24 protein-coding genes are annotated in these 21122 nt (G+C 72.8%); 13 read left to right on the top strand and 11 right to left on the bottom strand.

The genetic code is table 11. The features are described from left to right. Positions 1-11 precede the first annotated feature (11 nt). On the top strand, positions 12-1130 hold the full coding sequence (locus AB0J76_RS41565; protein ID WP_364392918.1) for a hypothetical protein: 1119 nt from the start codon (positions 12-14) through the stop codon (positions 1128-1130). A gap of 153 nt (positions 1131-1283) precedes the next feature. After that, on the top strand, positions 1284-1778 hold the full coding sequence (locus AB0J76_RS41560; RefSeq protein WP_352331503.1) for a hypothetical protein: 495 nt from the start codon (positions 1284-1286) through the stop codon (positions 1776-1778). A gap of 146 nt (positions 1779-1924) precedes the next feature. On the opposite strand, the gene AB0J76_RS41555 is transcribed toward AB0J76_RS41560, so the two are convergent. Then, positions 1925-2578: an NAD(P)H-binding protein gene (locus AB0J76_RS41555; RefSeq protein WP_352330880.1), complete on the bottom strand. Its 654-nt coding sequence runs from the start codon at positions 2576-2578 to the stop codon at positions 1925-1927. Positions 2579-2689: 111 nt separating this feature from the next. On the opposite strand from AB0J76_RS41555, the gene AB0J76_RS41550 reads away from it, so the two are divergent. From AB0J76_RS41550 to AB0J76_RS41540, 3 genes are all read left to right on the top strand, one after another. Continuing rightward, entirely contained in the window at positions 2690-3055 is a 366-nt protein-coding gene (locus tag AB0J76_RS41550; protein ID WP_352330878.1) for a helix-turn-helix domain-containing protein, read from the top strand. 126 nt (positions 3056-3181) lie between these two features. Continuing rightward, positions 3182-4171, top strand: coding sequence for a GTP 3',8-cyclase MoaA (moaA, locus tag AB0J76_RS41545; protein WP_352330876.1), 990 nt, complete (start codon positions 3182-3184; stop codon positions 4169-4171). Between the two features lies 1 nt (position 4172). Continuing rightward, positions 4173-4991, top strand: coding sequence for an NTP transferase domain-containing protein (locus AB0J76_RS41540; protein ID WP_364392914.1), 819 nt, complete (start codon positions 4173-4175; stop codon positions 4989-4991). Positions 4992-5305: 314 nt separating this feature from the next. On the opposite strand, the gene AB0J76_RS41535 is transcribed toward AB0J76_RS41540, so the two are convergent. Beyond that, positions 5306-5620: a DUF3099 domain-containing protein gene (locus AB0J76_RS41535; RefSeq protein ID WP_352331545.1), complete on the bottom strand. Its 315-nt coding sequence runs from the start codon at positions 5618-5620 to the stop codon at positions 5306-5308. 99 nt (positions 5621-5719) lie between these two features. Here AB0J76_RS41535 and AB0J76_RS41530 point away from each other — a divergent pair, with 99 nt between their 5' ends. After that, positions 5720-5932 (top strand): dodecin, encoded by a 213-nt coding sequence (locus AB0J76_RS41530; RefSeq protein WP_125642491.1) that lies wholly within the window; start codon positions 5720-5722, stop codon positions 5930-5932. Positions 5933-6129: 197 nt separating this feature from the next. Here AB0J76_RS41530 and AB0J76_RS41525 read toward each other — a convergent pair whose 3' ends face one another. Both AB0J76_RS41525 and AB0J76_RS41520 read right to left on the bottom strand, forming a co-directional pair. Further along, on the bottom strand, positions 6130-7488 hold the full coding sequence (locus tag AB0J76_RS41525) for a metallopeptidase TldD-related protein (protein ID WP_352327884.1): 1359 nt from the start codon (positions 7486-7488) through the stop codon (positions 6130-6132). A gap of 14 nt (positions 7489-7502) precedes the next feature. Further along, positions 7503-8996, bottom strand: coding sequence for a TldD/PmbA family protein (locus AB0J76_RS41520; RefSeq protein ID WP_352327883.1), 1494 nt, complete (start codon positions 8994-8996; stop codon positions 7503-7505). A gap of 77 nt (positions 8997-9073) precedes the next feature. On the opposite strand from AB0J76_RS41520, the gene AB0J76_RS41515 reads away from it, so the two are divergent. Beyond that, the gene (locus tag AB0J76_RS41515) at positions 9074-9769 is read left to right on the top strand and encodes a beta-ketoacyl-ACP reductase (protein ID WP_352327882.1); all 696 of its coding nucleotides are present in this window, start codon (positions 9074-9076) and stop codon (positions 9767-9769) included. 1 nt (position 9770) lies between these two features. After that, positions 9771-10535 carry an enoyl-ACP reductase FabI gene (gene fabI, locus AB0J76_RS41510; RefSeq protein ID WP_352327881.1) on the top strand — a complete coding sequence of 255 codons (765 nt, stop codon included), beginning with the start codon at positions 9771-9773 and terminating at the stop codon, positions 10533-10535. A gap of 7 nt (positions 10536-10542) precedes the next feature. On the opposite strand, the gene AB0J76_RS41505 is transcribed toward fabI, so the two are convergent. Together AB0J76_RS41505 and AB0J76_RS41500 are read right to left on the bottom strand one after the other, a co-directional pair. Beyond that, positions 10543-11430, bottom strand: coding sequence for a hypothetical protein (locus AB0J76_RS41505; RefSeq protein WP_352327880.1), 888 nt, complete (start codon positions 11428-11430; stop codon positions 10543-10545). A gap of 127 nt (positions 11431-11557) precedes the next feature. Continuing rightward, on the bottom strand, positions 11558-12505 hold the full coding sequence (locus tag AB0J76_RS41500) for an aldo/keto reductase (RefSeq protein ID WP_352327879.1): 948 nt from the start codon (positions 12503-12505) through the stop codon (positions 11558-11560). A gap of 146 nt (positions 12506-12651) precedes the next feature. Between AB0J76_RS41500 and AB0J76_RS41495 the strand changes: the two genes are divergently transcribed. From AB0J76_RS41495 to mshC, 5 genes are read left to right on the top strand one after another with little or no spacing between them, the layout of a single operon-like run. After that, on the top strand, positions 12652-13338 hold the full coding sequence (locus AB0J76_RS41495; protein ID WP_352327878.1) for a histidine phosphatase family protein: 687 nt from the start codon (positions 12652-12654) through the stop codon (positions 13336-13338). 9 nt (positions 13339-13347) lie between these two features. Further along, the gene (locus tag AB0J76_RS41490; protein ID WP_352327877.1) at positions 13348-13896 is read left to right on the top strand and encodes a DUF3090 domain-containing protein; all 549 of its coding nucleotides are present in this window, start codon (positions 13348-13350) and stop codon (positions 13894-13896) included. Beyond that, positions 13893-14657, top strand: coding sequence for an SCO1664 family protein (locus AB0J76_RS41485; protein ID WP_352327876.1), 765 nt, complete (start codon positions 13893-13895; stop codon positions 14655-14657). Before AB0J76_RS41490 ends, AB0J76_RS41485 begins: the two co-directional genes overlap by 4 nt. A 31-nt stretch (positions 14658-14688) precedes the next feature. Then, positions 14689-15345: an NRDE family protein gene (locus tag AB0J76_RS41480; protein ID WP_352327875.1), complete on the top strand. Its 657-nt coding sequence runs from the start codon at positions 14689-14691 to the stop codon at positions 15343-15345. Further along, entirely contained in the window at positions 15342-16559 is a 1218-nt protein-coding gene (mshC, locus tag AB0J76_RS41475) for a cysteine--1-D-myo-inosityl 2-amino-2-deoxy-alpha-D-glucopyranoside ligase (protein WP_364392907.1), read from the top strand. Before AB0J76_RS41480 ends, mshC begins: the two co-directional genes overlap by 4 nt. Positions 16560-16736: 177 nt before the next feature. On the opposite strand, the gene AB0J76_RS41470 is transcribed toward mshC, so the two are convergent. From AB0J76_RS41470 to AB0J76_RS41450, 5 genes are read right to left on the bottom strand one after another with little or no spacing between them, the layout of a single operon-like run. After that, positions 16737-17699, bottom strand: a complete 963-nt coding sequence (locus AB0J76_RS41470) for a UDP-glucuronic acid decarboxylase family protein (protein WP_364392904.1) — start codon at positions 17697-17699, stop codon at positions 16737-16739. Beyond that, positions 17696-18568, bottom strand: a complete 873-nt coding sequence (locus AB0J76_RS41465; protein ID WP_352325666.1) for a glycosyltransferase family 9 protein — start codon at positions 18566-18568, stop codon at positions 17696-17698. Before AB0J76_RS41465 ends, AB0J76_RS41470 begins: the two co-directional genes overlap by 4 nt. Next, positions 18559-19233 carry an SDR family oxidoreductase gene (locus AB0J76_RS41460; RefSeq protein ID WP_352325665.1) on the bottom strand — a complete coding sequence of 225 codons (675 nt, stop codon included), beginning with the start codon at positions 19231-19233 and terminating at the stop codon, positions 18559-18561. The genes AB0J76_RS41465 and AB0J76_RS41460 overlap by 10 nt, the downstream gene beginning before the upstream one ends. Beyond that, complete coding sequence (locus tag AB0J76_RS41455) at positions 19230-20573, bottom strand: PfkB family carbohydrate kinase (protein ID WP_352325664.1); 1344 nt, start codon at positions 20571-20573, stop codon at positions 19230-19232. Before AB0J76_RS41455 ends, AB0J76_RS41460 begins: the two co-directional genes overlap by 4 nt. Beyond that, positions 20573-21121: an SIS domain-containing protein gene (locus tag AB0J76_RS41450; RefSeq protein WP_352325663.1), complete on the bottom strand. Its 549-nt coding sequence runs from the start codon at positions 21119-21121 to the stop codon at positions 20573-20575. The genes AB0J76_RS41455 and AB0J76_RS41450 overlap by 1 nt, the downstream gene beginning before the upstream one ends. Between the last annotated feature and the right edge of the window lies 1 nt (position 21122).

The following is a 21122-nucleotide window of genomic DNA, read 5'->3' as shown; positions in this document are numbered from 1 at the left end:
GCGTCTCGCTCATGACCAGAAGCCTCCTTCTCGTCTCGCTCGCGGCGGGGTCGCTCACGGCGCCCGTGCCTGCGTATCCCGCCGCGACCGAGCTCGCCATCCGCGCCATCACCGTACGGCCCGCGAACCCGGTCGTGGGGGCCCACGACTCGGTGAGCCTGGTGATCGACGTGATCGCGCGGGGCGCGCGCGGCAAGAACGGCGTCACCGTCAAGGTCGAGCCCGGCGCCCCGCCCGGCCCGCTGCTGTCGGCCAAGCCCCCGGTGGAGGACGCCTCCGACCTCCCGCCCGCCGCCGAACCCGGCCTCCAGCCGCCGGTCGTTTCCTGGCCCGAGTCGTCCTCCTCGCCCTCGGGGCCCGGGTCGTCGTCGGCGCCCGCCGAACCCGCCGAATCCGCCGGGTCCGCAGAGCCAGCCGGGTCCGCAGAGTCAGCCGGGCCCGCGGGGCCGTCCGGATCGTCGGCGTCGCCGGCCGGCCCGGCCGCCGCCGCGCCGGGGAGCGCGTACGCGAACCCGGCCTCCGGCGGCCCGGTCGAGGGGCTGCGGGCCCTGATGCCGCTGCCCCTGACGGTCGCCGCCGAGCCCGGCATCGACCTGCAGAAGACCCCCTCCACCGGCGCGCCGCCGCCCCGGCTGGTGTGGCGCCAGGGGGCGGTTCCGCCGGCCCGGATGGCGGCCGACTGGCAGACCTGGCGTTTCCTGCCCGACAAGAAGCTGAACCGCTTCTACCCGACCGGCACCTGGACGATCAGCGCCACCGCCAGGGACGCCGACGGCGCCACGGTCACCGAATACGCCTCCTTCGAGCTCAGGAGGGCGACCAGGCTGTCGTCCGTCCGGGTGGAGAGGTCGCCGAAGTCCGCCGGGGGTGTGCGCCTGCGCGGCTCGCTGACCAGGATCGACCCGCGCGGCTTCACCGACTTCGGGCCGTACGCCAAACAGCGGCTGCGCCTCCAGTGGCGTGGGGAGGGCTCGCCGGCCTGGGAGGACGTGGCCGAGACGACGACCGACGCGGCCGGGGCCTTCGTGCAGACGGTGCCGCCCAGGAGAGGCGGCCTGTGGCGCGTGCACTTCCCAGGAAACCCCCACTATGCGCCATACACCACTAAACCCCGACAAATCGCCAGTTAGCGTAATAAAACACGCGCAAAAAGCTGCCGGGGTATTTGTCGTTATCCAATTGTGATGTGTCGTATCGCAACTTTTCTTTACCCTTCAGCGTCATTAGGCGTTGACGTGTCCCGTCCCTGGGGCGCGTCCGAGACGGGGAAGGATTTGTTTTTGATGATGCGACGTCTAGCCGCCGGACTGGCCGCGGCAGCCCTGGGCGCCACGATGGTGGCCACGGCCGCCGCGCCCGCCCTGGCGGACCCGGACCCCGATCCCGACTTCGCGGGCGGGAGCACGAGCCTCCAGCTCGACGTCAACCCCGAGCCGGCGCGGCGCGGCAGGGCCCTCGACATCCAGGGCAAGCTGTCGGTGTCCTGCGACGAGGACTACATCAGCGGGTTCGTCGCGGTGCACCACGCCGACTACTGCAAGGACAGCGAGCGCTGGCACCGTCTGGCGTGGAAGCGGGTCGTGATCCTCTTCCAGGCCGACGGCAGCGGCGAGTGGGACTACGTCGAGACGGTGCGGACGAACCGGGACGGTTCCTTCCGCACCAGCGAGCGGGCCTACACCTCGGGCACCTGGCGTGCCGTCTTCGAGGGCTCCAGGTACCTGGCCCCCTCCGAGGGCAAGGACTGGGTGAAGGTCTACGGCGGCCGCCGCCACTAGCGACACCAGGCGCAAGCCGCCACTGGCGACACCAGGCGGAAGCCCGGCCTCGCGGCCGGGCTTCCGGCATGTCCGGGGTGGTTCCCAGGCCCGCCGTCGCCGGGCGGCGGGGAGCTGCGGACGGCGCGTGCCCTGGCGGCGCCAGTTCAGTAACCCACGGCGACCTGAACCCGGTGGTGCCGCGGGTCCTCGATCTCCGCCACCACCGCCGCCGCCAGATCGGCGTAGGAGAACACCGGCCCGCCCTCCTCGGCAGCCATGACCTGGTCCCCGCCGAACCGGTGCCGTCCGCTGCGCTCCGCCCGGTCGTCCAGCACCACCGGCGGCGGCGCGATCACCACCCAGTCCAGCGCCCCGCCCTCCTCGCGGAACACCTCCAGCTCGGCGGCGTGCCCGAGGGAGAACGTCCGGGCGTCCTCGGGGAAGCCGGGGGTGTCCACCAGCCGCGTGCCCGGCGCGACCTCCAGCAGGGTGCCGATGCCCACCGCCACCAGCCGGGGCACGCCCGCCGCGGCCAGCCCGCCGGTCAGCGCCCGCGCCGCCGCCGTGTAGAACTCCGCGGACGGCACGTCCAGCCGGACACTCGCCTGCACCGCCACGTCGTGCCCCGCCGCGACCGCCGCCACGCTCTCCCGGTCGGTCACGTCACCGGCGACCACGCGCACGCCGTCGCCGGACGGCCCCGCGTACCGGGCCGGGTCGCGGACCACGGCCGTCACCTCGTGCCCGCGCTCCAACGCCTGCCCGACCACCCGCGCGCCGGTCCGTCCACCGCCGCCGAAAACCACGATCCTGCTCATCGTCCACCATTCCGTCCAGCGGCCGGCACACCCGGCCGCCCGGCAGACGGTAGACGCCCGACGGTCACTTCCCGCAACGATAGTGAGCCTGCGCCGCCTAGCATGGACGCCATGGCCGAACCCCTTGACCCCGACATGTTCGCCGCCTGTACCCACGTCGCCCCCGTCCGCGTCGGCGACAAGTGGACCGCCAAGATCATCCGCTGTCTGGAGCAGGGCCCGAGACGCTTCACCGAGCTGCAGGTCCCGCTGCGCGGCATCACCCCGAAGGTCCTCACCGCGTCCCTGCGCGCCATGGAACGCGACGGCCTGCTCACCCGCACGGCCTACCCCGAGATCCCGCCCCGCGTCGAGTACGCGCTGACCCCCCTCGGCCGCAGCCTGCTCGCGCCCATGGCGGCCGGCTGCGAGTGGTCCAGGCGGCACCTGTCGGAGCTCATCGACGCCCGCGAGTCCTGGCACGCCGCCCACCCCTGACGGCCCCCGCGGAATCGATCACCGGCGCGGCGCGTTGCCCGCCAGGGACGGGCGGGCGGTTTTGAGCGCCGCGCGACACCCGTCGTAGTCTGGCTCTCTGGCGAAACGGACAGGAGGTGACGCCCCATGTTGCGAGACTCGTTCGGACGGGTGGCCACGGATCTGCGGGTGTCCCTCACGGACAAGTGCAATCTGCGCTGCACGTACTGCATGCCGCCCGAAGGGCTCGACTGGCTGCCCAACGCCCAGCTGCTGACGGCCGACGAGATCGTCCGGCTGGTGCGCGTCGGCGTCGAGCGGCTGGGCATCACCGAGGTGCGCTACACCGGCGGCGAGCCGCTGCTGCGGCGCGAGCTGGTCGACATCGTCGCCCGCACCACCGCCCTCGGCCCGCGTCCCCAGGTGCTGCTGACCACCAACGGCATCGGCCTGGCCCGCCTGGCCGAGCCGCTGGCGAAGGCCGGCCTCGACCGGGTCAACGTCTCCCTCGACACGCTCGACCCGGCCACGTTCAAGCGGCTCGCCCACCGCGACCGGCACGCCGACGTCATCGCCGGGATGGCCGCCGCCGACGCGGCGGGCCTGCGCCCGGTCAAGGTCAACGCGGTGCTCATGCGCGGCGTCAACGACCACGAGGCCGTGCCGCTGCTGCGCTTCTGCCTGGAGCGCGGCTACGAGCTGCGCTTCATCGAGCAGATGCCGCTCGACGCCCAGCACGGCTGGACCCGCGAAGGCATGATCACCGCCGACGAGATCCTCGAACGCCTCTCGGCCGCCTTCGACCTGACGCCCGACGACACGGAGCAGCGCGGCAGCGCCCCGGCCGAGCGGTTCCTGGTCGACGGCGGCCCGGCCCGGGTCGGCGTGATCGGCTCGGTGACGCGCCCGTTCTGCGGCGCCTGCGACCGCGTCCGGCTCACCGCCGACGGCCAGGTGCGCAACTGCCTGTTCGCCACCGAGGAGTCCGACCTCAAGACCGCCATGCGCGCCGGCGCCTCCGACGACGACCTGGCCGCCCGCTGGGTCGCCGCGGTCGCCCGCAAGCGCGCCGGGCACGGCATCGACGACCCGTCCTTCCTCCAGCCGTCCAGGCCGATGTCGGCCATCGGCGGCTGACGTGCCCTTCGACCCCCTCGCCCCCCTCGACTTCTTCGACGCGGTCGTCCTGGCCGGGGGAGCGGCCCGCCGGCTGGGCGGCGCGGACAAGCCCGGCCTGGCCGTCGGCGGGCGTCCGCTGGTCGAGCGGGTGGTCGCGGCGGCGTCCGGCGCGCGCCGCACAGTCGTCGTCGGGCCGCGCCGGGAGCTGCCCGGGGTCGTGTTCACCCGGGAGGACCCGCCGGGCGGCGGGCCCGTCCCCGCGCTGGCCGCCGGGCTGCGCGAGGTCGACGCGCCGTGGCTGGTGCTGCTCGCGGGCGACCTGCCGTTCCTGACGGCCGCGCACGTGCGGGAGCTGCTGGCGGCGGCCCGTCCCGGCGCGGGGGCGGTCATGGTCGACGACGACGGCCGCGAGCAGTGGCTCGTCGGCGCCTGGCCGGTTGCGGAGCTGCGGGCGGCGCTCGCCGCCTACACCGGGCGTTCCCTCAAGGGCCTGCTGGGCCCCCTGACCGGAACGCGGCTGGCCTCGCCGGGCCGGCCGTGGTTCGACTGCGACACGATGGACGACCTGAAGGAGGCTCGCATGAACGTACTCGCCGAGTGGACGGCGCTGGTGTGCAAGGAGCTGGGCGTCGACCCCGCCCGGGTGGACCGCGACCTGGTCCTCGACCTGACCAAGGAGGTCGCCCACGGGGTGGCCAGGCCCGCCGCGCCGCTCACCGCCTACCTGCTCGGGCTGGCCCAGGGCGCGGGAAGCGCCCCCGAGGACGCCGTCGCCAGACTGATCACATTGGCGAAGAACTGGGAGCAGGCGACCACCGAGACGCTGACTGACGGCTGACACTCGAACGAACTCTTGAAGTCAAGCCGACCGCTTCCTCCAGATTTCCTGTGAATTGCGAGGAGGAGGCCGGTGTAAACGATTTCGGGAAAGCGGTCCTATCGGACTCCGGCCGGCGCGGGGGACTGATCGTCCAATGCAAAGGGCTGGCCAGGAAAAGGGCGACGCCGGGTGGTTACGGGGGCAAACCACCCGGCGTCGCTTCATCGGCGTTCCGACGGGGGCCCGGAACGCCGGCACCAGCACTCCGACGGGGGACCGGAGCGCTTGCCTAAAGCGTACACCTACAACCCATGGGATGCGTCAAGACTTAGTCACGACCCGATCTCGCGTCGATGCAGCGGTATCTCGGTTTGGTTAGCCTCGGGGGACTGAAAGTCGGGCGGCGGCGCGCCCTCGCTGCGCTCATTGGCCCCGATTACGGCAATGTATGGCAAAAACACTGCCCCGGCGATGAACAGCAGCCGGTAGGGCCACGGCACCGGCACCACGACCGCCAGGATCAGGCAGATCGTCCGGATGCCCATCTTGATCAGGTAGGCGACCTCACGCTTGCGGATGTCGGCCGTCAGCGAGGGTCTGGCGTCGGTGACCTGGTGGACGTCCGGCTTCTTGCGCCACCCCTTCATACCTTCCACGGTAGACCTCGTACGGGCAGGGCGCGACGGCGCGGCCGGGCGATGAGGAGGGTCATGCGATCATGGCCTTCGAGTAAGGAGGATGGGGAGATGACGGATCGAACGTATCGGGTCACTGAGATAGTCGGCACGTCGGGGGAGAGCCTTGACCAGGCCATCCGCAACGGCCTCCAGCGGGCCTCGCAGACCCTGCGCCACCTGGACTGGTTCGAGGTCACCGAGATCCGCGGCCACCTCGACGGCGGCGAGATCGCGCACTACCAGGTGGGCATGAAGGTGGGCTTCCGCCTGGAGGACTCCTGACCGTCCCCGGACGGCCCGGGGCCGGCGCCCCGGCCCGCTGACAGCCGTCCCGGCCCCGGCCCGCCCTCCGGCCCGCTGGGAGCCTCACGGACGGCCGCCGGCACGACGACGCCCGCCGCCCCGCTCGATTCGCGGGACGGCGGGCGCGTACGGCCGTGATGGACGGCCGTGATGGACGGCCGTGATGCGGGCGAGGGTCAGCTCGCCTGGCTGACCGTCGACATGTTGAAGTCCGGCACCCGCACCGGCGGCATCACCGTGCGCTGGAAGTAGTCATTCCACTCGCGGGGCAGCGTGCGCTCGGCCGCCCCCACCTCCGTGACGCGCCCGAGCAGGTCGACCGGGCTCTCGTTGAACCGGAAGTTGTTCACCTCGCCGACGACCTCGCCGTGCTCCACCAGGTAGACGCCGTCGCGGGTGAGGCCCGTGACCAGCAGCGTCTGCGGATCGACCGCCCGGATGTACCACAGGCAGGTGACGAGCAGCCCGCGCCGGGTGGAGGCGATCATCTCCTCCAGCGAACGGGCGCCCTCCGCCGGGCCGGACATGACCAGGTTGTCGATGCCGGGCGTCACCGGCAGCCCGCTCAGCTCGGCCGAGTAGCGGGTCTGGAGCAGCGACTCCAGCCGGCCGTCCCGGATCCAGTCGGTCGGGCCCAGCGGCAGGCCGTTGTCGAACACCGAGGCGTCGCGGCTGGAGGCGTGCGCGGTGACGAACGGCGCGCACGAGATGCCCGCGGCCCGTGGATCGCTGGACAGCGTGATCGGCAGCGTGGCGAGCTGCTCGCCCACCCGCGTGCCGCCGCCCGGCCCGGAGAACACCGAGCGGCCGTCGAGCGCGTCCCTGGCGCCCGCCGACCAGTACAGGTAGATCATCAGGTCGGCCACCGCGCTCGGCGGCAGCAGCGTCTCGTAGCGGCCCGCGGGCAGGTCGACCCGGTTCTTGGCCCACTCCAGGCGCTGGGCCAGCGAGGCGTCGAGCGCGGCCACGTCGACGTCGGCGAAGTCCTCGGTGAACACGCCGGTCCAGGCCGACCGCTTCAGGTCGCCGGACTTGGCGTTGAGCTCCAGGCGGCCGGTCGGCTGGTCGTGCCGCAGCCGCACGCCGGTGGAGGTGCCGAGGAAGGTCGAGGTGAGGGAGTGCTCGGCGAAGCCGTAGAGCTTCCTGTCGCCGGACTCGGCGGCCGAGAACGCCTCGCCCAGCGCGGGCGCGAACCGCTCGAACACCCCGATGTCGGTCGGCCGCACCTCGTCGTCCCAGCCGGGGGCGGCCGGGCCGCCCTCGACCAGCGGGCGGGCGTCCTCGGCCGGCCGGGCCTCGCGGGCCGCCCGGTCGGCCGCCGCGACCACGTCGGGCAGCTGGTCGGCGCGCACGGCCGAGCGCGAGACCACGCCCACGCCCTGCCCGGCCACCGAGATCACGGTCAGCCGGGACGACCGGGCCACGCCGTTGGTGGTCAGCGTGTTGCCCGCGAAGCGCAGGTTGGCCGTGGAGCCCTCGTCCACCAGCACCACGCAGCCGTCGTTCGCGGAGAGCTCCAGAGCCCTCTCCACCATCTCCTGCGGAGTAGTCACTTGCCGCCCTCCTGCACCGTGTTGAGCACGCGCACGCCCCTGAACAGCGCCGACGGGCATCCGTGGCTGACCGGCGCGACCTGCCCCGGCTGGCCCTTGCCGCAGTTGAAGGCGCCGCCCAGCACGTACGTGCCCGGCCCGCCGACGCCGTCCATCGACTGCCAGAAATCGGTCGTGGTGGCCTGGTAGGCGAAGTCTCTGACCTGCCCGGCCAGCTTCCCGTGCGAGATCCGGTACGCCCGCTGCCCGGTGAACTGGAAGTTGTAGCGCTGCATGTCGATCGACCAGCTCTTGTCGCCCACGATGTACAGGCCGCGCTCCACGCCCGCGATCAGCTCCTCGGTGGAGGGCCCGCCGGGCGCGGCGGCCAGCGACACGTTCGCCATGCGCTGGATCGGCATGTGGCCGGGGGAGTCGGCGAAGGCGCACCCGTTGGAGCGCCCGAACCCCTTCATCAGCGCCATCCGCCGGTCGAGCTGGTAGCCCACCAGCACGCCGTCCTTGACGATGTCGAAGCTCTGCCCGCGCACGCCCTCGTCGTCGTAGCCGACCGTGGCCAGGCCGTGGGTGACCGTGCGGTCGCCGGTGACGTTCATCAGCGGCGAGCCGTAGACCAGCTCGCCGAGCTGGTCGAAGGTGGCGAAGCTGGTGCCGGCGTAGGCGGCCTCGTAGCCCAGCGCGCGGTCGAGCTCGGTGGCGTGGCCGATCGACTCGTGGATCGTCAGCCACAGGTTGGACGGGTCGATCACCAGGTCGTAGTCGCCCGCCTCGACCGAGGGCGCGGCCAGCTTCTCGGCCAGCAGCTCGGGCAGCCGGCCCAGCTCGGCCGGCCAGTCCCAGCCCGTGCCGGTCAGGTACTCGTAGCCGCGGCCGACCGGCGGCGCGATGGTCGACATGTCGTCGAAGCCGCCCTCGTGCGCCTTCATCGCGTTGAGCGACGGATGCACCCGCACGCGCTGCTGCGTGGTCACGGTGCCCGCGGTGTCGGCGTAGAACTTCTGCTCCTTGACCTGCAGGAGCCGCGCCGAGACGTGGTCGGCGCCCTTGAGCAGCCCGGCCGACCAGTCGGCCAGCAGCCCCACCTTGTCGGCGGAGGGCACCTCGAACGGGTCGACGTCGTAGTCGGAGACCCACACCGCGTCGGCGTGCACCGGCTCGGGCGCCAGCTCGATGGGCTCCCGGTTGACCGGCGCGCTCACCTCGGCCACCCGCACCGCCTGCTCGGCCACGGCCGCGGCGGCCTGCGGGGTCAGGTGGATGCCGGCCGCGAACCCCCATGTGCCACCCTTGACGACACGGACCGCGTAACCGAGGTCGTCGGCGTCGAGCGCGCCTTCGAGGCGGGCGTCGTACAGGCGCAGCGTCTCGGCCCTGACGCGTTCGAGCCGGAAGTCGGCGTGCTCGGCGCCGAGGTCGCGGGCGCGTTGCAGGGCCGCGTCCGCGAGCTGCCGCAGCGGCAGTTCCAGGAAGTCGGGATCGATCTGGCGCATGTCCACGATCCTAACCCTGTGATCTTGTACCACCCGGACAAGCGGATACCCGCAAGTAAGAGATAGCGTCAGATGCCATGGCACGCTCTGTACTCGTCACCGGAGGCAATCGCGGCATCGGCCTCGCGATCGCCCGTGAACTCGCCGCGGCCGGCGACGCCGTCGCGGTCACCTACCGATCGGGGGAGCCGCCGGAGGGTCTGTTCGGCGTCCGCTGCGACGTCACCAGCACGGCCGAGGTCGAGGCCGCCTTCGACAAGGTCGAGGCCGAGCAGGGGCCGGTCGAGGTCCTCGTCTCCAACGCGGGCATCACCCAGGACACCCTGCTGGCGATGATGAAGGAGGAGACCTTCACCGACGTCATCGACGCCAACCTGACCGGGGCCTACCGCGTGGCCAAGCGCGCCATCAGGCCCATGATGAAGATGAAGCGCGGCCGCATCATCCTGATCTCCTCCGTGGTCGGCCTGTCCGGTCAGGCGGGCCAGGCCAACTACGCCGCCTCCAAGGCCGGCCTGGTCGGCTTCGCCCGCTCCCTGGCCCGCGAGTACGGCTCGCGCAACATCACCGTCAACGTGGTCGCGCCCGGCTTCGTGGCCACCGACATGACGGCCGGCCTCGACCAGGAGGCCATCGTCAAGAACATCCCGCTCGGGCGGCAGGCCGCCCCCGCGGAGATCGCGCGCGTCGTCCGCTTCCTGGCCGGCGACGACGCCTCGTACATCACCGGGGCCGTGATCCCGGTCGACGGCGGACTCGGAATGGGGCACTGACGTGGGAATTCTCGAAGGCAAGCGGATCCTCGTGACCGGCGTGCTCACCGACGCCTCCATCGCCTTCTCGGTGGCCAAGCTGGCCCAGGAGGAGGGCGCCACGGTGGTGCTCACCGGGTTCGGCCGGCTGAGCCTGGTCGAGCGCATCGCCAAGCGGCTGCCCCAGACCCCGCCGGTGCTGGAGCTCGACGTCCAGGACACCGACCAGCTCGACACGCTGGCCGCCCGCGTGGGCGAGCACGTCGACGGGCTCGACGGCGTCGTGCACTCCATCGGGTTCGCGCCGCAGAGCGCCCTCGGCGGCAACTTCCTCAACACGCCGTGGGAGGACGTCGCCACCGCCCTGCAGGTCTCCACGTACTCGTTCAAGTCGCTGGCCGTGGCCTGCCTGCCGCTGATGAAGGAGGGCGGCGCGGTCGTCGGCCTCGACTTCGACGCCTCCAAGGCCTGGCCGGTCTACGACTGGATGGGCGTGGCCAAGGCCGGCCTCGAGTCGTGCAGCCGCTACCTCGCCCGCGACCTGGGCAAGCACAACATCCGGGTCAACCTGGTCTCGGCCGGGCCGCTGCGCACGATGGCCGCCAAGTCGATCCCGGGCTTCAAGGAGTTCGAGGAGAGCTGGCCGGAGCGCTCGCCGCTGGGCTGGGACCTCACCGACACCGTCCCGGCCGCCAAGGCGTGCGTGGCGCTCATGTCCGACTGGTTCCCCGCCACCACCGGCGAGATCGTGCACGTCGACGGCGGCGCGCACGCCATCGGCGGCTGAGTGCGCCTCACGCCAGGCGGTGCCTGCCGCTGCCCGCCGGGGCCGGCTCGAACGGGATCGACTCGCTCGGCTCGGCCCGGTGCCGCCGCTGCTGCACGATCCGGGTGGCCAGCACCGCCGACCCCAGCAGCACGATCGTCAGCACGGTGCCCAGCACGTCGTGAGCCGGCGGGCTGGGCCGCACCACCCGCTGGTCGCGCAGCGGCACGGCCAGCTCGCGCCCGAACGGGTTGGGCCACAGCAGCTCCACCCGCGAGTCGTCGGGATCGGCGGTCGGCTCCTCGGCGGTGACCGGCCGCTCGTCGTCCAGCGTGTACGGCGTGGGCCGCGGCTGCGCGGAGGGCGGCGTGGGCGGCTGGGTCGGCAGCGGCGCGGTGGCCTCGTCGGTCTCGCGCTCGCGCGGCCGGTCGCCCCGGCGGTGCCCAGCCTCGGTCTCGGGCCCGGTGTCGGTCTCGATCCCGGTCGAGGCCGTCGGGGTGGATCGGGGTGTCAGCGACCGGAGCACGCCCTGGTCGCCGCAGGCCAGCACCGGCAGGCACACGTCCTTCAGCGTCTCGGGCACCAGGTCGGGGTGGCTGGGGCTGGGGGAGGGGCGGTCCGATCGGGACGGTTTACCGGGCCTGCCGGTCGGCACGGCGTCGCCGACGGTGCCGAGCACCTCGCCGGTGGTCTTGTCGACGCCCTTGGTCACCGGGTCGGCCTTGCCGCCGGTCACGTCGTCGACCGTGCCCGTGAGCGCGCCGACGACGTCGCACAGCGTGTCGGTGACCCCCGAGAGCAGGCCCCCCTCGCCCGGGCAGCCCTGGACGGCGGCGGAAGCGGCCGGCGCCCCCACCGGGATCGCCCCCAGCGCCACCGCGAGCACTCCGGCCGAGATCGCGGTCCTGCTCCCCATCCGTCCCCTCCTGTATCGCTTCAGGAGGAAATCCTTATGGACAAGGCCCGTCAGACGCAGGCTTTTTCCCGGTAAAGTTGCGATTCGGTATCGACTAGTGATACGCGAGTTGCACTCTCGTTCGTCGTCAGTCGAGCGAGGACACGTCATCGAGCGCCTCCCGGATCTCGATCGGGAGCACGACGTCCTCGGCCGACAGTATCCCTTTGAGCTGCGTGTGGGTGCGGGCGCCGACGATCGCCGAGGCCACCCCCGGCTGGTCGCGCACCCATGACAGCGCCACCGCCAGCGGCGAGACGCCGAGCCCGTCGGCGGCGGTGGTGACCGACTCGACCACGCTGCGGCCGCGCTCGTCGAGATAGGGCCGGACGAAGTCGGCGAAGTGCGGCGTCGCGGCGCGGGAGTCGGCCGGGATGCCGGTGCGGTACTTGCCGGTCAGCACCCCCCGGCCGAGCGGCGACCAGGCCAGCACGCCGACGTCGAGGTGGGCGGCGGCGGGCAGCAGCTCGCGCTCGGGCTCGCGGGCCAGCAACGAGTACTCGACCTGGGCCGAGGTGATCGGGATGCGGCCGGGGACCGACTTCTGGGTGACCGCGGCGGCGGCGAGCTGCCAGCCCGCGTAGTCGCACACGCCGGCGTAGACGGCCCGGCCGGAGGAGACGATCGCGTCGAGGGCGGCCAGGGTCTCCTCCAGCGGCACCTCGGCGTCGTAGGTGTGCAGCTGCCACAGGTCGACGTAGTCGAGGCCGAGCCGGTTGAGCGACTCGTCGACGGCGGCGATCAGGTGGCGCCTGGAGGCGTCGCGCGGCCGGCGGCCGGTCGGGGTGACCACGGCCTTGGTGGAGATCACCAGCTCCGAGCGCGGCACGGAGTCGCGCAGCATGCGGCCGAGCAGCCGCTCGGAGTCGCCGCCGGTGTAGACGTCGGCGGTGTCGACGAGGGTGCCGCCCGCGTCGAGGAACGAACGGAGCTGGGCGGCCGCCTCCTCCGGGTCGGTGTCACGGCCCCAGGTCATCGTGCCGAGCCCCAGCCGGGACACCGACAGGCCGCTGCGGCCGACATAGCGCTGCTCCATGATCCCGCCAGGTTACCAAGAACGGGCCCGCCCGCCAGTCCGCCGCTCCAATGTCCTGCCTGGTGAGGAGCGTGGCGGCGGGTGGATGCGAAGTTTTCTCGCAGGTGCGTGAAACATGGTGATCCGCGCCTGCGACACTTGCTGGTGTGACCACCCTTCTGCTGGCCCGCCACGGGCTGACCGACCTCACCGGGCCGGTGCTGGCCGGGCGCACCCCGGGGGTGCACCTGAGCGAGGCCGGGCGGGCGCAGGCCGAGGCGCTGGCCGGCCGCATCGCCGGGGTCCGGCTCGACGCCGTCGTCTCCAGCCCGCTCGAACGCTGCCGGGAGACCGCCGAGGCCGTCGCCAAGGGCCGCGGGGCGGACGTGCTCGTCGACGAGCGGCTGATCGAGTGCGGCTACGGCACCTGGACGGGCCGCCCGCTCAAGGAGCTCGCGCAGGAGCCGCTCTGGCAGACCGTGCAGGCGCATCCCAGTGCGGTGACATTTCCGGAAGGGGAGTCGCTGGCCGATATGCAACATCGGGCGGTCGCCGCGGTCCGGGAGTGGAATCGACGCCTCGGGTTGAAGGGTGTCTACCTGGCGTGCACCCACGGAGACGTCATCAAGGCAATCGTGGCGGACGCTCTGGGGCTGCACCTCGATCATTTTCAGCGGATAACAGCCGATCCTGCGGCCCTCACCGTGATTCGCTATGCCCCCTTGCGTCCCTTTGTTCTCAGGATTAACGATATGGGGGAATTGCGGTTGCCCGAGGATTCGGAGGAGAAAGACGGGGGAGAAAACATCACCGGGAGCGATGCCGCCGTCGGCGGTGGACCCGGGACCACGTAAGGTCAGGCTATGCCGGTCTTCGACTACGACCCACCGGAGAGGTTCGTCGCCGGCGCCCTGGGGCAGCCGGGCGCGCGGGTCTTTTTTCTGCAGGCCAGGGCCGAGGGCAGACTGACCACCGTGGCGCTGGAGAAGCTGCAGGTGGCTGCGCTCGCGGGCAGGCTCGACGAGCTGCTCGACGAGGTTCTGCGGCTGAGCGGGGGCACCGCGCACGTGCCCGCGCTGGCTCCGGCCGACCTGGCCGACGACGGCCCCCTCGACGTGCCGGTCGCGGAGGACTTCCGAGTCGGCACCATGGCGCTGGCCTGGGACGACGACAAGTCCCAGGTGGTGATCGAGGCCCAGGAGGTCATCGACGAGGAGGACCTCGACGGCCCCGACCCCGCCGTGCTGCGGGTGCGGATCAGCGCCGGCGCCGCACGGGCCTTCACCCGCAGGGCGCTCCAGATCGTGGCGGCGGGCCGGCCTCCCTGTCCCCTGTGCGGGCAGCCGCTCGACGCCGAAGGCCATGTCTGCGTCCGACTCAACGGCTACCGCGGGGGTGAGGCGGCTTCATGACCGCTCCTGAGAGCGAACCGGCCGTCAAGCCACCACAGGGGCCGATCATGCAGGAGGAGGAGGCGCTCACGCTGCTGCGCGACGGGCGCCTGGAGGTGGCCGGCCGCCTGGTCGAGGCCACCAACATGACCCTCTACTGCTCGATCAAGCTGGGCGGCCGCAGCGCCGCCTGCGTCTACAAGCCCGTGCGCGGCGAGCGCCCCCTGTGGGACTTCCCCGACGGCACCCTCGCCGCCCGCGAGGTGGCCGCCTACGAGGTCTCCCAGGCGACCGGCTGGCGCATCGTGCCGCCGACCGTCTACCGCGAGGGCCCGTTCGGGCCCGGCATGTGCCAGCTGTGGATCGACACCGAGCGCGAGATCGACCTGATGCGGCTGGTCAAGAGCCGCAACCCGGTGGTGCGCCGGATGGCGGTGTTCGACGCGGTGGTCAACAACGCCGACCGCAAGGGCGGTCACCTGCTGCCGCTGCCCACCGGGCACGTCTACGGCGTCGACCACGGCGTCTGCTTCTCGGTCGAGGACAAACTGCGTACCGTGCTGTGGCAGTGGCGGGGCAAGCCGCTGGCGCGGGAGGCGGTGGCGGTGCTGGCCAAGCTGGAGCGCGATCTGGAGTCGGGCTCGCTGGGGCGGCGGCTGCGCGAGCTGCTCACGCTGGCCGAGGTGGAGGCCACCTGGCGGCGGGTCAGGCGGCTGCTGGACACCGGCGTGCATCCGTACCCGTCGGAAGGGTGGCCGGCCGTTCCCTGGCCCCCCATCTGAGAACTGGCGCGGGTTTTATACCCTTTGCCGCATGTGCACGCTGATCGTGAGAACCGGGGAGCCGCTGACCCTCATGGGCGTGCGGGACGAGCTCACCGACCGCCCCTGGGAGGCGCCCGGGGAGCACTGGCCCGAGCATCCCGGGGTGATCGGCGGCCGTGACCTCAAGGGCGGCGGCACCTGGATGGCCGTCTCCCCGTCCGCCTGCCGCGCCGCCGCCCTCCTCAACGGCCACGGCAGGCAGGCCCCCGAGACCACCCGGGTCTCCCGCGGCGACCTGGCCCTGCTCGCGGTCTCCACGGGCGGCGTCCCGGACGTCGACCTGACCCGCTACGACCCCTTCCACCTCGTGCTCGCCGACCTGTCCCAGGTGCGGCTGTTCAGCTGGGACGGCGACCGCCTCACCGCCTCCGCCCTGCCCGAGGGCACCAGCATGGTCGTCAACACCGGCCTCGACCCGGACGCCGGCCGCGTACGGGCCCACCTGCCGCGCTTCGCGAGCGCGCCCGACTGGGCCGAGCTGATCACCGGCGCGCACTCCGACCGGCCGGACGCCCTCCTGGTGCGCAACACGCTGCCCGACGGCCGCGTCTACGCCTCGCTGTCGGTGATGCGGGTCACCCTGGGCCAGGACGACACCGCCTACGAGTTCACGGACCTTACGGCACGGATAGGCTCAAAGGCATGAGATCGTGGTCTGCCCAGAACATCCCCAAGCTCCCAGGTGAGAGCATTCCGCTGCGTCTCTACGACACGACGACGAGGCAGGTGCGGCAGACCGATCCCGGCCCCACCGCCCGGATGTACGTCTGCGGCATCACCCCCTACGACGCCACCCACCTCGGCCACGCCAACACCTACCACGCCTTCGACCTGGTGGGCCGGATGTGGCGGGACGCCGGGCACGAGGTCCACTACACCCAGAACGCCACCGACGTGGACGACCCGCTGCTGGAGCGGGCCGCCCAGACCGGCATCGACTGGCAGGAACTGGCCGAGCGCGAGATCGAGCTGTTCCGCACCGACATGGAGGCCCTGCGCATCCTGCCGCCGCGCGAGTACGTCGGCGTCACCGAGGTCGTGGGCCACGTCGCCGACCTGATCACCGAGCTGGCCGCCAAGGGCTGCACCTACGACCTCGACGGCGACGTCTACTTCAAGGTGGCCGACGCCCCCAAGTTCGGCCAGGTGTCCGGCTACGACGAGGCCGAGATGCTGGCCCTGTCCGCCGAGCGCGGCGGCGACCCCGACCGGCCGGGCAAGCGGCACCCGCTCGACTGGCTGCTGTGGCGGGCCGAGCGGCCCGGCGAGCCGGCCTGGGAGAGCAGCCTGGGCCGGGGGCGTCCCGGCTGGCACATCGAGTGCACCGCGATCGCGCTGCGCAACCTGGGCCCCGGCTACGACGTGGCGGGCGGCGGCTCCGACCTGATCTTCCCGCACCACGAGTGCGGCGCCTCCGAGGGGCACGCGGCCACGGGGGAGTGGCCGTTCGCCAAGTTCTACACGCACGCGGGCATGGTGGCGCTCGACGGCGAGAAGATGTCGAAGTCCAGGGGCAACCTGGTGTTCGTCAGCCGGCTGCGGCAGCAGCACGACCCGATGGCCGTGCGGCTCGTCCTGCTGGCCCACCACTACCGGGAGGACTGGGAGTACACGCCCGGCCAGCTCGCCGCCGCCGAGCGCCGGCTCGCGCTGTGGCGCTCGGCCGTCGCCCTGCAGGGCGCGCCGCGCGCGGAGGAACTGCTGGCCACGGTCCGCGAGCGGATGGCCGACGACCTCGACTCGCCGGGCGCGCTGGCCGCGATCGACGCCTGGGCCGAGCGGGCGCTGGCCGAGGGCGGGCCGCAGCAGCCCGGCCTGGTCAAGGACCTGACCGACGCCCTGCTCGGCATCGCCCTCTGACGAACCGCCTTCCGCACGACCTCCTTCCGTACGACCTCCTTCCGTACGACCTCCTTCCGTACGACCGCCGCCCGCTCACGCCGGGCCGCGCGCACCGGCCGGGCACGGTCGTGGGCCGGGGCTTTCGCGCCCGGCCCACGACTTCCCGTGGAGTCGCCGATCCCTCGGCGTTCTCCGTCACACACGCAGCTCCTCGAACCTGTCGTTCGCGGCGAGCTCCGCGGTGAACCACTCGATCGTGCGCCGCAGCCCCTCCTTGGCGGGCACCTCCGCCCGCCAGCCCAGCCGCTCGGCGGCCAGGGTGGTGTCGGGCCGGCGCACCTTCGGATCGTCGGCGGGGCGGTCGATGAACTCGATCTCCGAGGCCGAACCGGTCAGGTCGCGGATGAGGCCGGCCAGCTCCAGCATGGTCAGCTCGTCCGGGTTGCCGATGTTGACCGGGCCGGTGAAGTCGCTGCGGGCCATGGCCAGGATGCCCGAGACGGTGTCGTCCACGTAGCAGATCGACCTGGTCTGGGAGCCGTCGCCGGTGATGGTCAGCGGCTCGCCCTTCAGCGACTGGCGGATGAAGGTCGGGATCGCCCGGCCGTCGAACGGGCGCATGCGCGGGCCGTAGGTGTTGAAGATGCGCACTATCCCGGTGTCGGTGCCGCGCGAGTGCCGGTAGGCGGTGGTCAGCGACTCGGCGAAGCGTTTGGCCTCGTCGTACACGCTGCGCGGGCCGACCGGGTTGACGTTCCCCCAGTACGTCTCCTTCTGCGGGTGCTCCAGCGGGTCGCCGTACACCTCGCTGGTGGACGCCAAGACGAACCGGGCGCCCTTCTCCCTGGCCAGCCCGAGCGCGTGCAGGGTGCCCACGCTGCCCACCCGCAACGTCTCGATCGGGTAGCGCAGGTAGTCGGCCGGCGAGGCGGCCGAGGCGAAGTGCAGCACCAGGTCCACCCGGCCCGGGACGTGCACGTACCCGGTCAGGTCGCTCTCGATGAGCCGGAAGGCCGGGTTGTCCAGCAGGTGCTCGACGTTGCGCGGGCCGCCGGTCAGGAAACTGTCCATGCAGATGACCTCGGCGCCCTCCTCCAGCAGGCGTTCGCACAGGTAGGAACCGAGGAAGCCGGCTCCGCCGGTGACCAGAGCCCTCATGACGTGACCTCCAGAGCTGCGTCGACCACTTCCGACACCTCGATCCTGAGCAGGCCGGGATCGGGGCGCAGGCCGTGCGGGTCGCCCTTGCGACCGGCCCACAGGGCCACGTGCCGCCAGCCGGGCGGCGGCCCCCACTCCGACGGCGGCACCGGGCCGAACAGCACCACCGACGGCACGCAGAACGCCGTCGCCAGGTGCGCGACCCCGGTGTCGCCGCAGACCACCAGCCGGGCCCGGCTGACCAGGTCGATCAGGTCGGCCAGCCGGGTACGGCCGGCCAGCATGCGCTCCGGCGGCAGCCCGGCCAGCTCGGCGACCTTGCTGGCGATCGGCACCTCTTCGGCGTTGCCGGTGACGACCACGTCGTCCAGCGCCGCCGCGACCTCGGCGAACCGCTCGGGCGGCCAGCGCCGCGCCGGGTAGGCGGCCCCCGGATGCACGATCACCGGGCCCGTCCGGTCGGAGATGCCGAGCGTCAGGTCCTCCGGGTCGGCGGGGATGCCGTGCCACTCCAGCAGGCCGCACCAGCGCCGCACCTCGTGCACGCCGTCCTGCCACGCCGGGCCGACGCCGAAGCTGATCAGCCGCCCCGGGTCGGTGGCCCGCAGCGCCTCGATGCTCTGCGGCCCCTTGCCGTGCAGGTTGACCGCGATGTCGGGCCGCCGGAACGGCACCGGGCCCGGCCCGGACACGTCCACCTGGGCGTCCACCGCGCCGATCAGCGGCAGCAGGGCCTCCAGGGACTTCGGCGCGGCCAGCGTGATCCGGTGCCCGGGAAACGACTGCCGCAGCGCCCGCAGCGCGGGGACGGCCGTGAGCAGGTCGCCCAGGCCGAGCCCGCGCAACGCCAGCAGTTCTAGGGCCATGACGTCTCCGTGGAGGGGCAGACGACCAGCTCTCTGACCTCGCACCCGGCCGGCTGCCGGAGCGCGAACACGACGGTCTGGGCGACGTGGGCCGGGTCGTTCAGCCCCGCCTCCGGGCCCGGCTTGTACTGCTCGGGACGCCCGTCGAAGAAGCTCGTCCGCATGCCGCCCGGGATCAGCAGGGTCACCCCCACCTCGCCGCGCAGCTCGACCGCCAGCCCCCTGGTGAAGCCGACGACGCCGAACTTCGAGGCCGAGTACGCCGAGGCGTCGCTCAGCGGGCGCAGCCCGAGCGTCGAGGCGCAGGTCACCACCTTGCCGCGGGTGCGCTTCAGGTACGGCAGCGCCGCCCGGACGACGGCGGCCGTGCCGAGCAGGTTGACCTGGATCACCCGCTCCCAGTCGTCGGCGGGCACGTCCTCCAGGCGTCCGCAGGCGTCGATGCCGGCCGCGGTCACCACGCCGTCCAGGCCGCCGGCCCGCTCGGCGAGCTCGTGCACGGCCCGTTCGGCCTGCCCGCGGTCGGCCAGGTCGGCCGTGACGTGGTCGAAGCGCTGGTCCGGCTCGCGCACGTCCACGACGAGCGCCCGCCAGCCCTCCTTCTCGACCGCTTCGGCGGTGGCCAGGCCGAGACCGGAGGCGCCCCCGGTGATCAAAATATTCACTGGATCTCCCTGATCAGATTGCTGGTCGAACGTCCCGGCAGCGTGCTGAGCGCGACGAACTCGGCGCCGAGCCGCTCCAGGACCTCTGACTCGGGCAGGACTTCCCCCTCGTAGTCCCCGCCCTTCACCCACACGTCGGGCCGCAGCAGCTCGATGGACTCGGCCGGGGTGTCCTCCTCGAACACCAGGACCGCGTCCACGCAGCTCAGCGCCCGCAGCACCTCGACCCGGTCACGCGCGTCGACGACGGGCCTGGACGGCCCCTTCAGCCTGCGCACCGAGTCGTCGGAGTTGACGCAGACGACGAGAGCGTCGCCCAGCGCCCTGGCCCGCCGCAGGAGGCTCACGTGCCCCGCGTGCAACAGGTCGAAACAGCCGCCGGTGGCGATCAGCCGGCCGCCCTGCGCGCGGGTGAGCCTGGCCACCTCCAGCGCGGTGCGCGGCCGGTCGCCGAGCCGCTGTTCCTGGGTCCTGACGGTGGCGGCCCCGCCGCGCTCGACGAAGCGCGAGGCCTCGCCGACGCCGATGGTGACCGCCTCCTCGACGTCCGCGCCGTCCCGCAGCGCGAGCGCCGCGGCGCCGGCGAGCCGGTCGCCCGCGCCGCACGCGTCCTGCCCGGCCGCCGTCACCGGCGGCGGCACCCGCGTCAGCGGGCCGCCCTGGACGGCCAGCGTGGCGCCGTTGCCGCCGGTGGTGACCGCCACGGCTGCCGCGCGCAGTTCCCGCACCAGGCGGCGGGCCGCGTGGTCGGGGCCGCGGTAACCGTCCGGGCACAACATCCGGGCCTCCGCCTCGCTCGGCGTCACCAGCGTGCAGCCCGGCATGGGCGGCCCGCCTCGGGGGTGCGGGTCCCACACGACCGGTACGCGGGCCCCGCGCAGCAACTCCCGGGCCAGGCCGGCCACGCCCCTGCCGTAGTCGGAGACCAGCACGGCGCCGGCGCGGGCCAGCACGGCCGTGATCTCCTCGGGGATCTCGCCGGGCGGGTCGGACCGGGCGACGCCGTCGCCGCTGTCGAGCCGGAGCATGGTCTGGCCCCTCGACCTGACCCTGGTCTTGCGCACGGTCCCGCCGTTCAGCGGCAGGCGTACCAGCTCGACCTCCTCCGACAGCAGCGCGCACAGGCGGTGACCGTCGGTGTCGTCGCCGATCGCGGTGATCAGCACCACCTCCGCGCCGTCCCGCGCGGCCAGCAGCGCGGCCAGCCCGGCGCCGCCCGGACGGGCGCGCTCGGCCGCGATGTCGACCACCGGGACCGGCGCGTCCGGGCACAGCCGCTCGCTGTCGCCCTCGACGTCCACGTCGAGCAGTGTGTCGCCGATGACGACGAGGGGGCCCATCAGACGGCCTCCTCTATGGCGTCGCAGAGCAGGTGGATCATGGCGAGGTGCACCTCCTGGACGGTGGCCGTCTCCTGCGCGGGCACGGCCACCGCCTCGTCGCACAGGTCGGCCAGCGGGTTCGGCGCGGGCCCGGTCAGCGCCCAGGCGACGACGCCGACCTCCTGCGCCGCCCTGGCCGCGGCCAGCACGTTCGGACTGCCGCCGCTGGTCGACAGGCACATCAGCACGTCACCGGGACGGCCGTGCGCCCGCACCTGGCGGGCGTAGACCTCCTCGTGGCCGAAGTCGTTGGCGATCGCGGTCATCGAGGAGCTGTCGCCGTGCAGCGGGATCGCCGCGTACGGGGGCCGGTCGTCCCTGAAGCGGCCCACCAGCTCGGCCGTCAGGTGCTGGGCCTCGGCCGCCGACCCGCCGTTGCCGCAGGCCAGCAGCCGGCCGCCGGCCGACAGCACGCCGGCCAGCTTGCCGCCCCAGGCGCGGATGGTGACCGCGTGGTCGTCGACCTTCTCCAGCGTGGTCCAGAGCTTTTCCAGATGTCTGTCCATG

The organism is Nonomuraea sp. NPDC049624 (assembly GCF_040675255.1).
Taxonomy (GTDB): Bacteria; Actinomycetota; Actinomycetes; order Streptosporangiales; family Streptosporangiaceae; genus Nonomuraea.
Note: the sequence above shows the minus strand (reverse complement) of the source record. Positions and strands in the feature narration are given on the sequence as shown.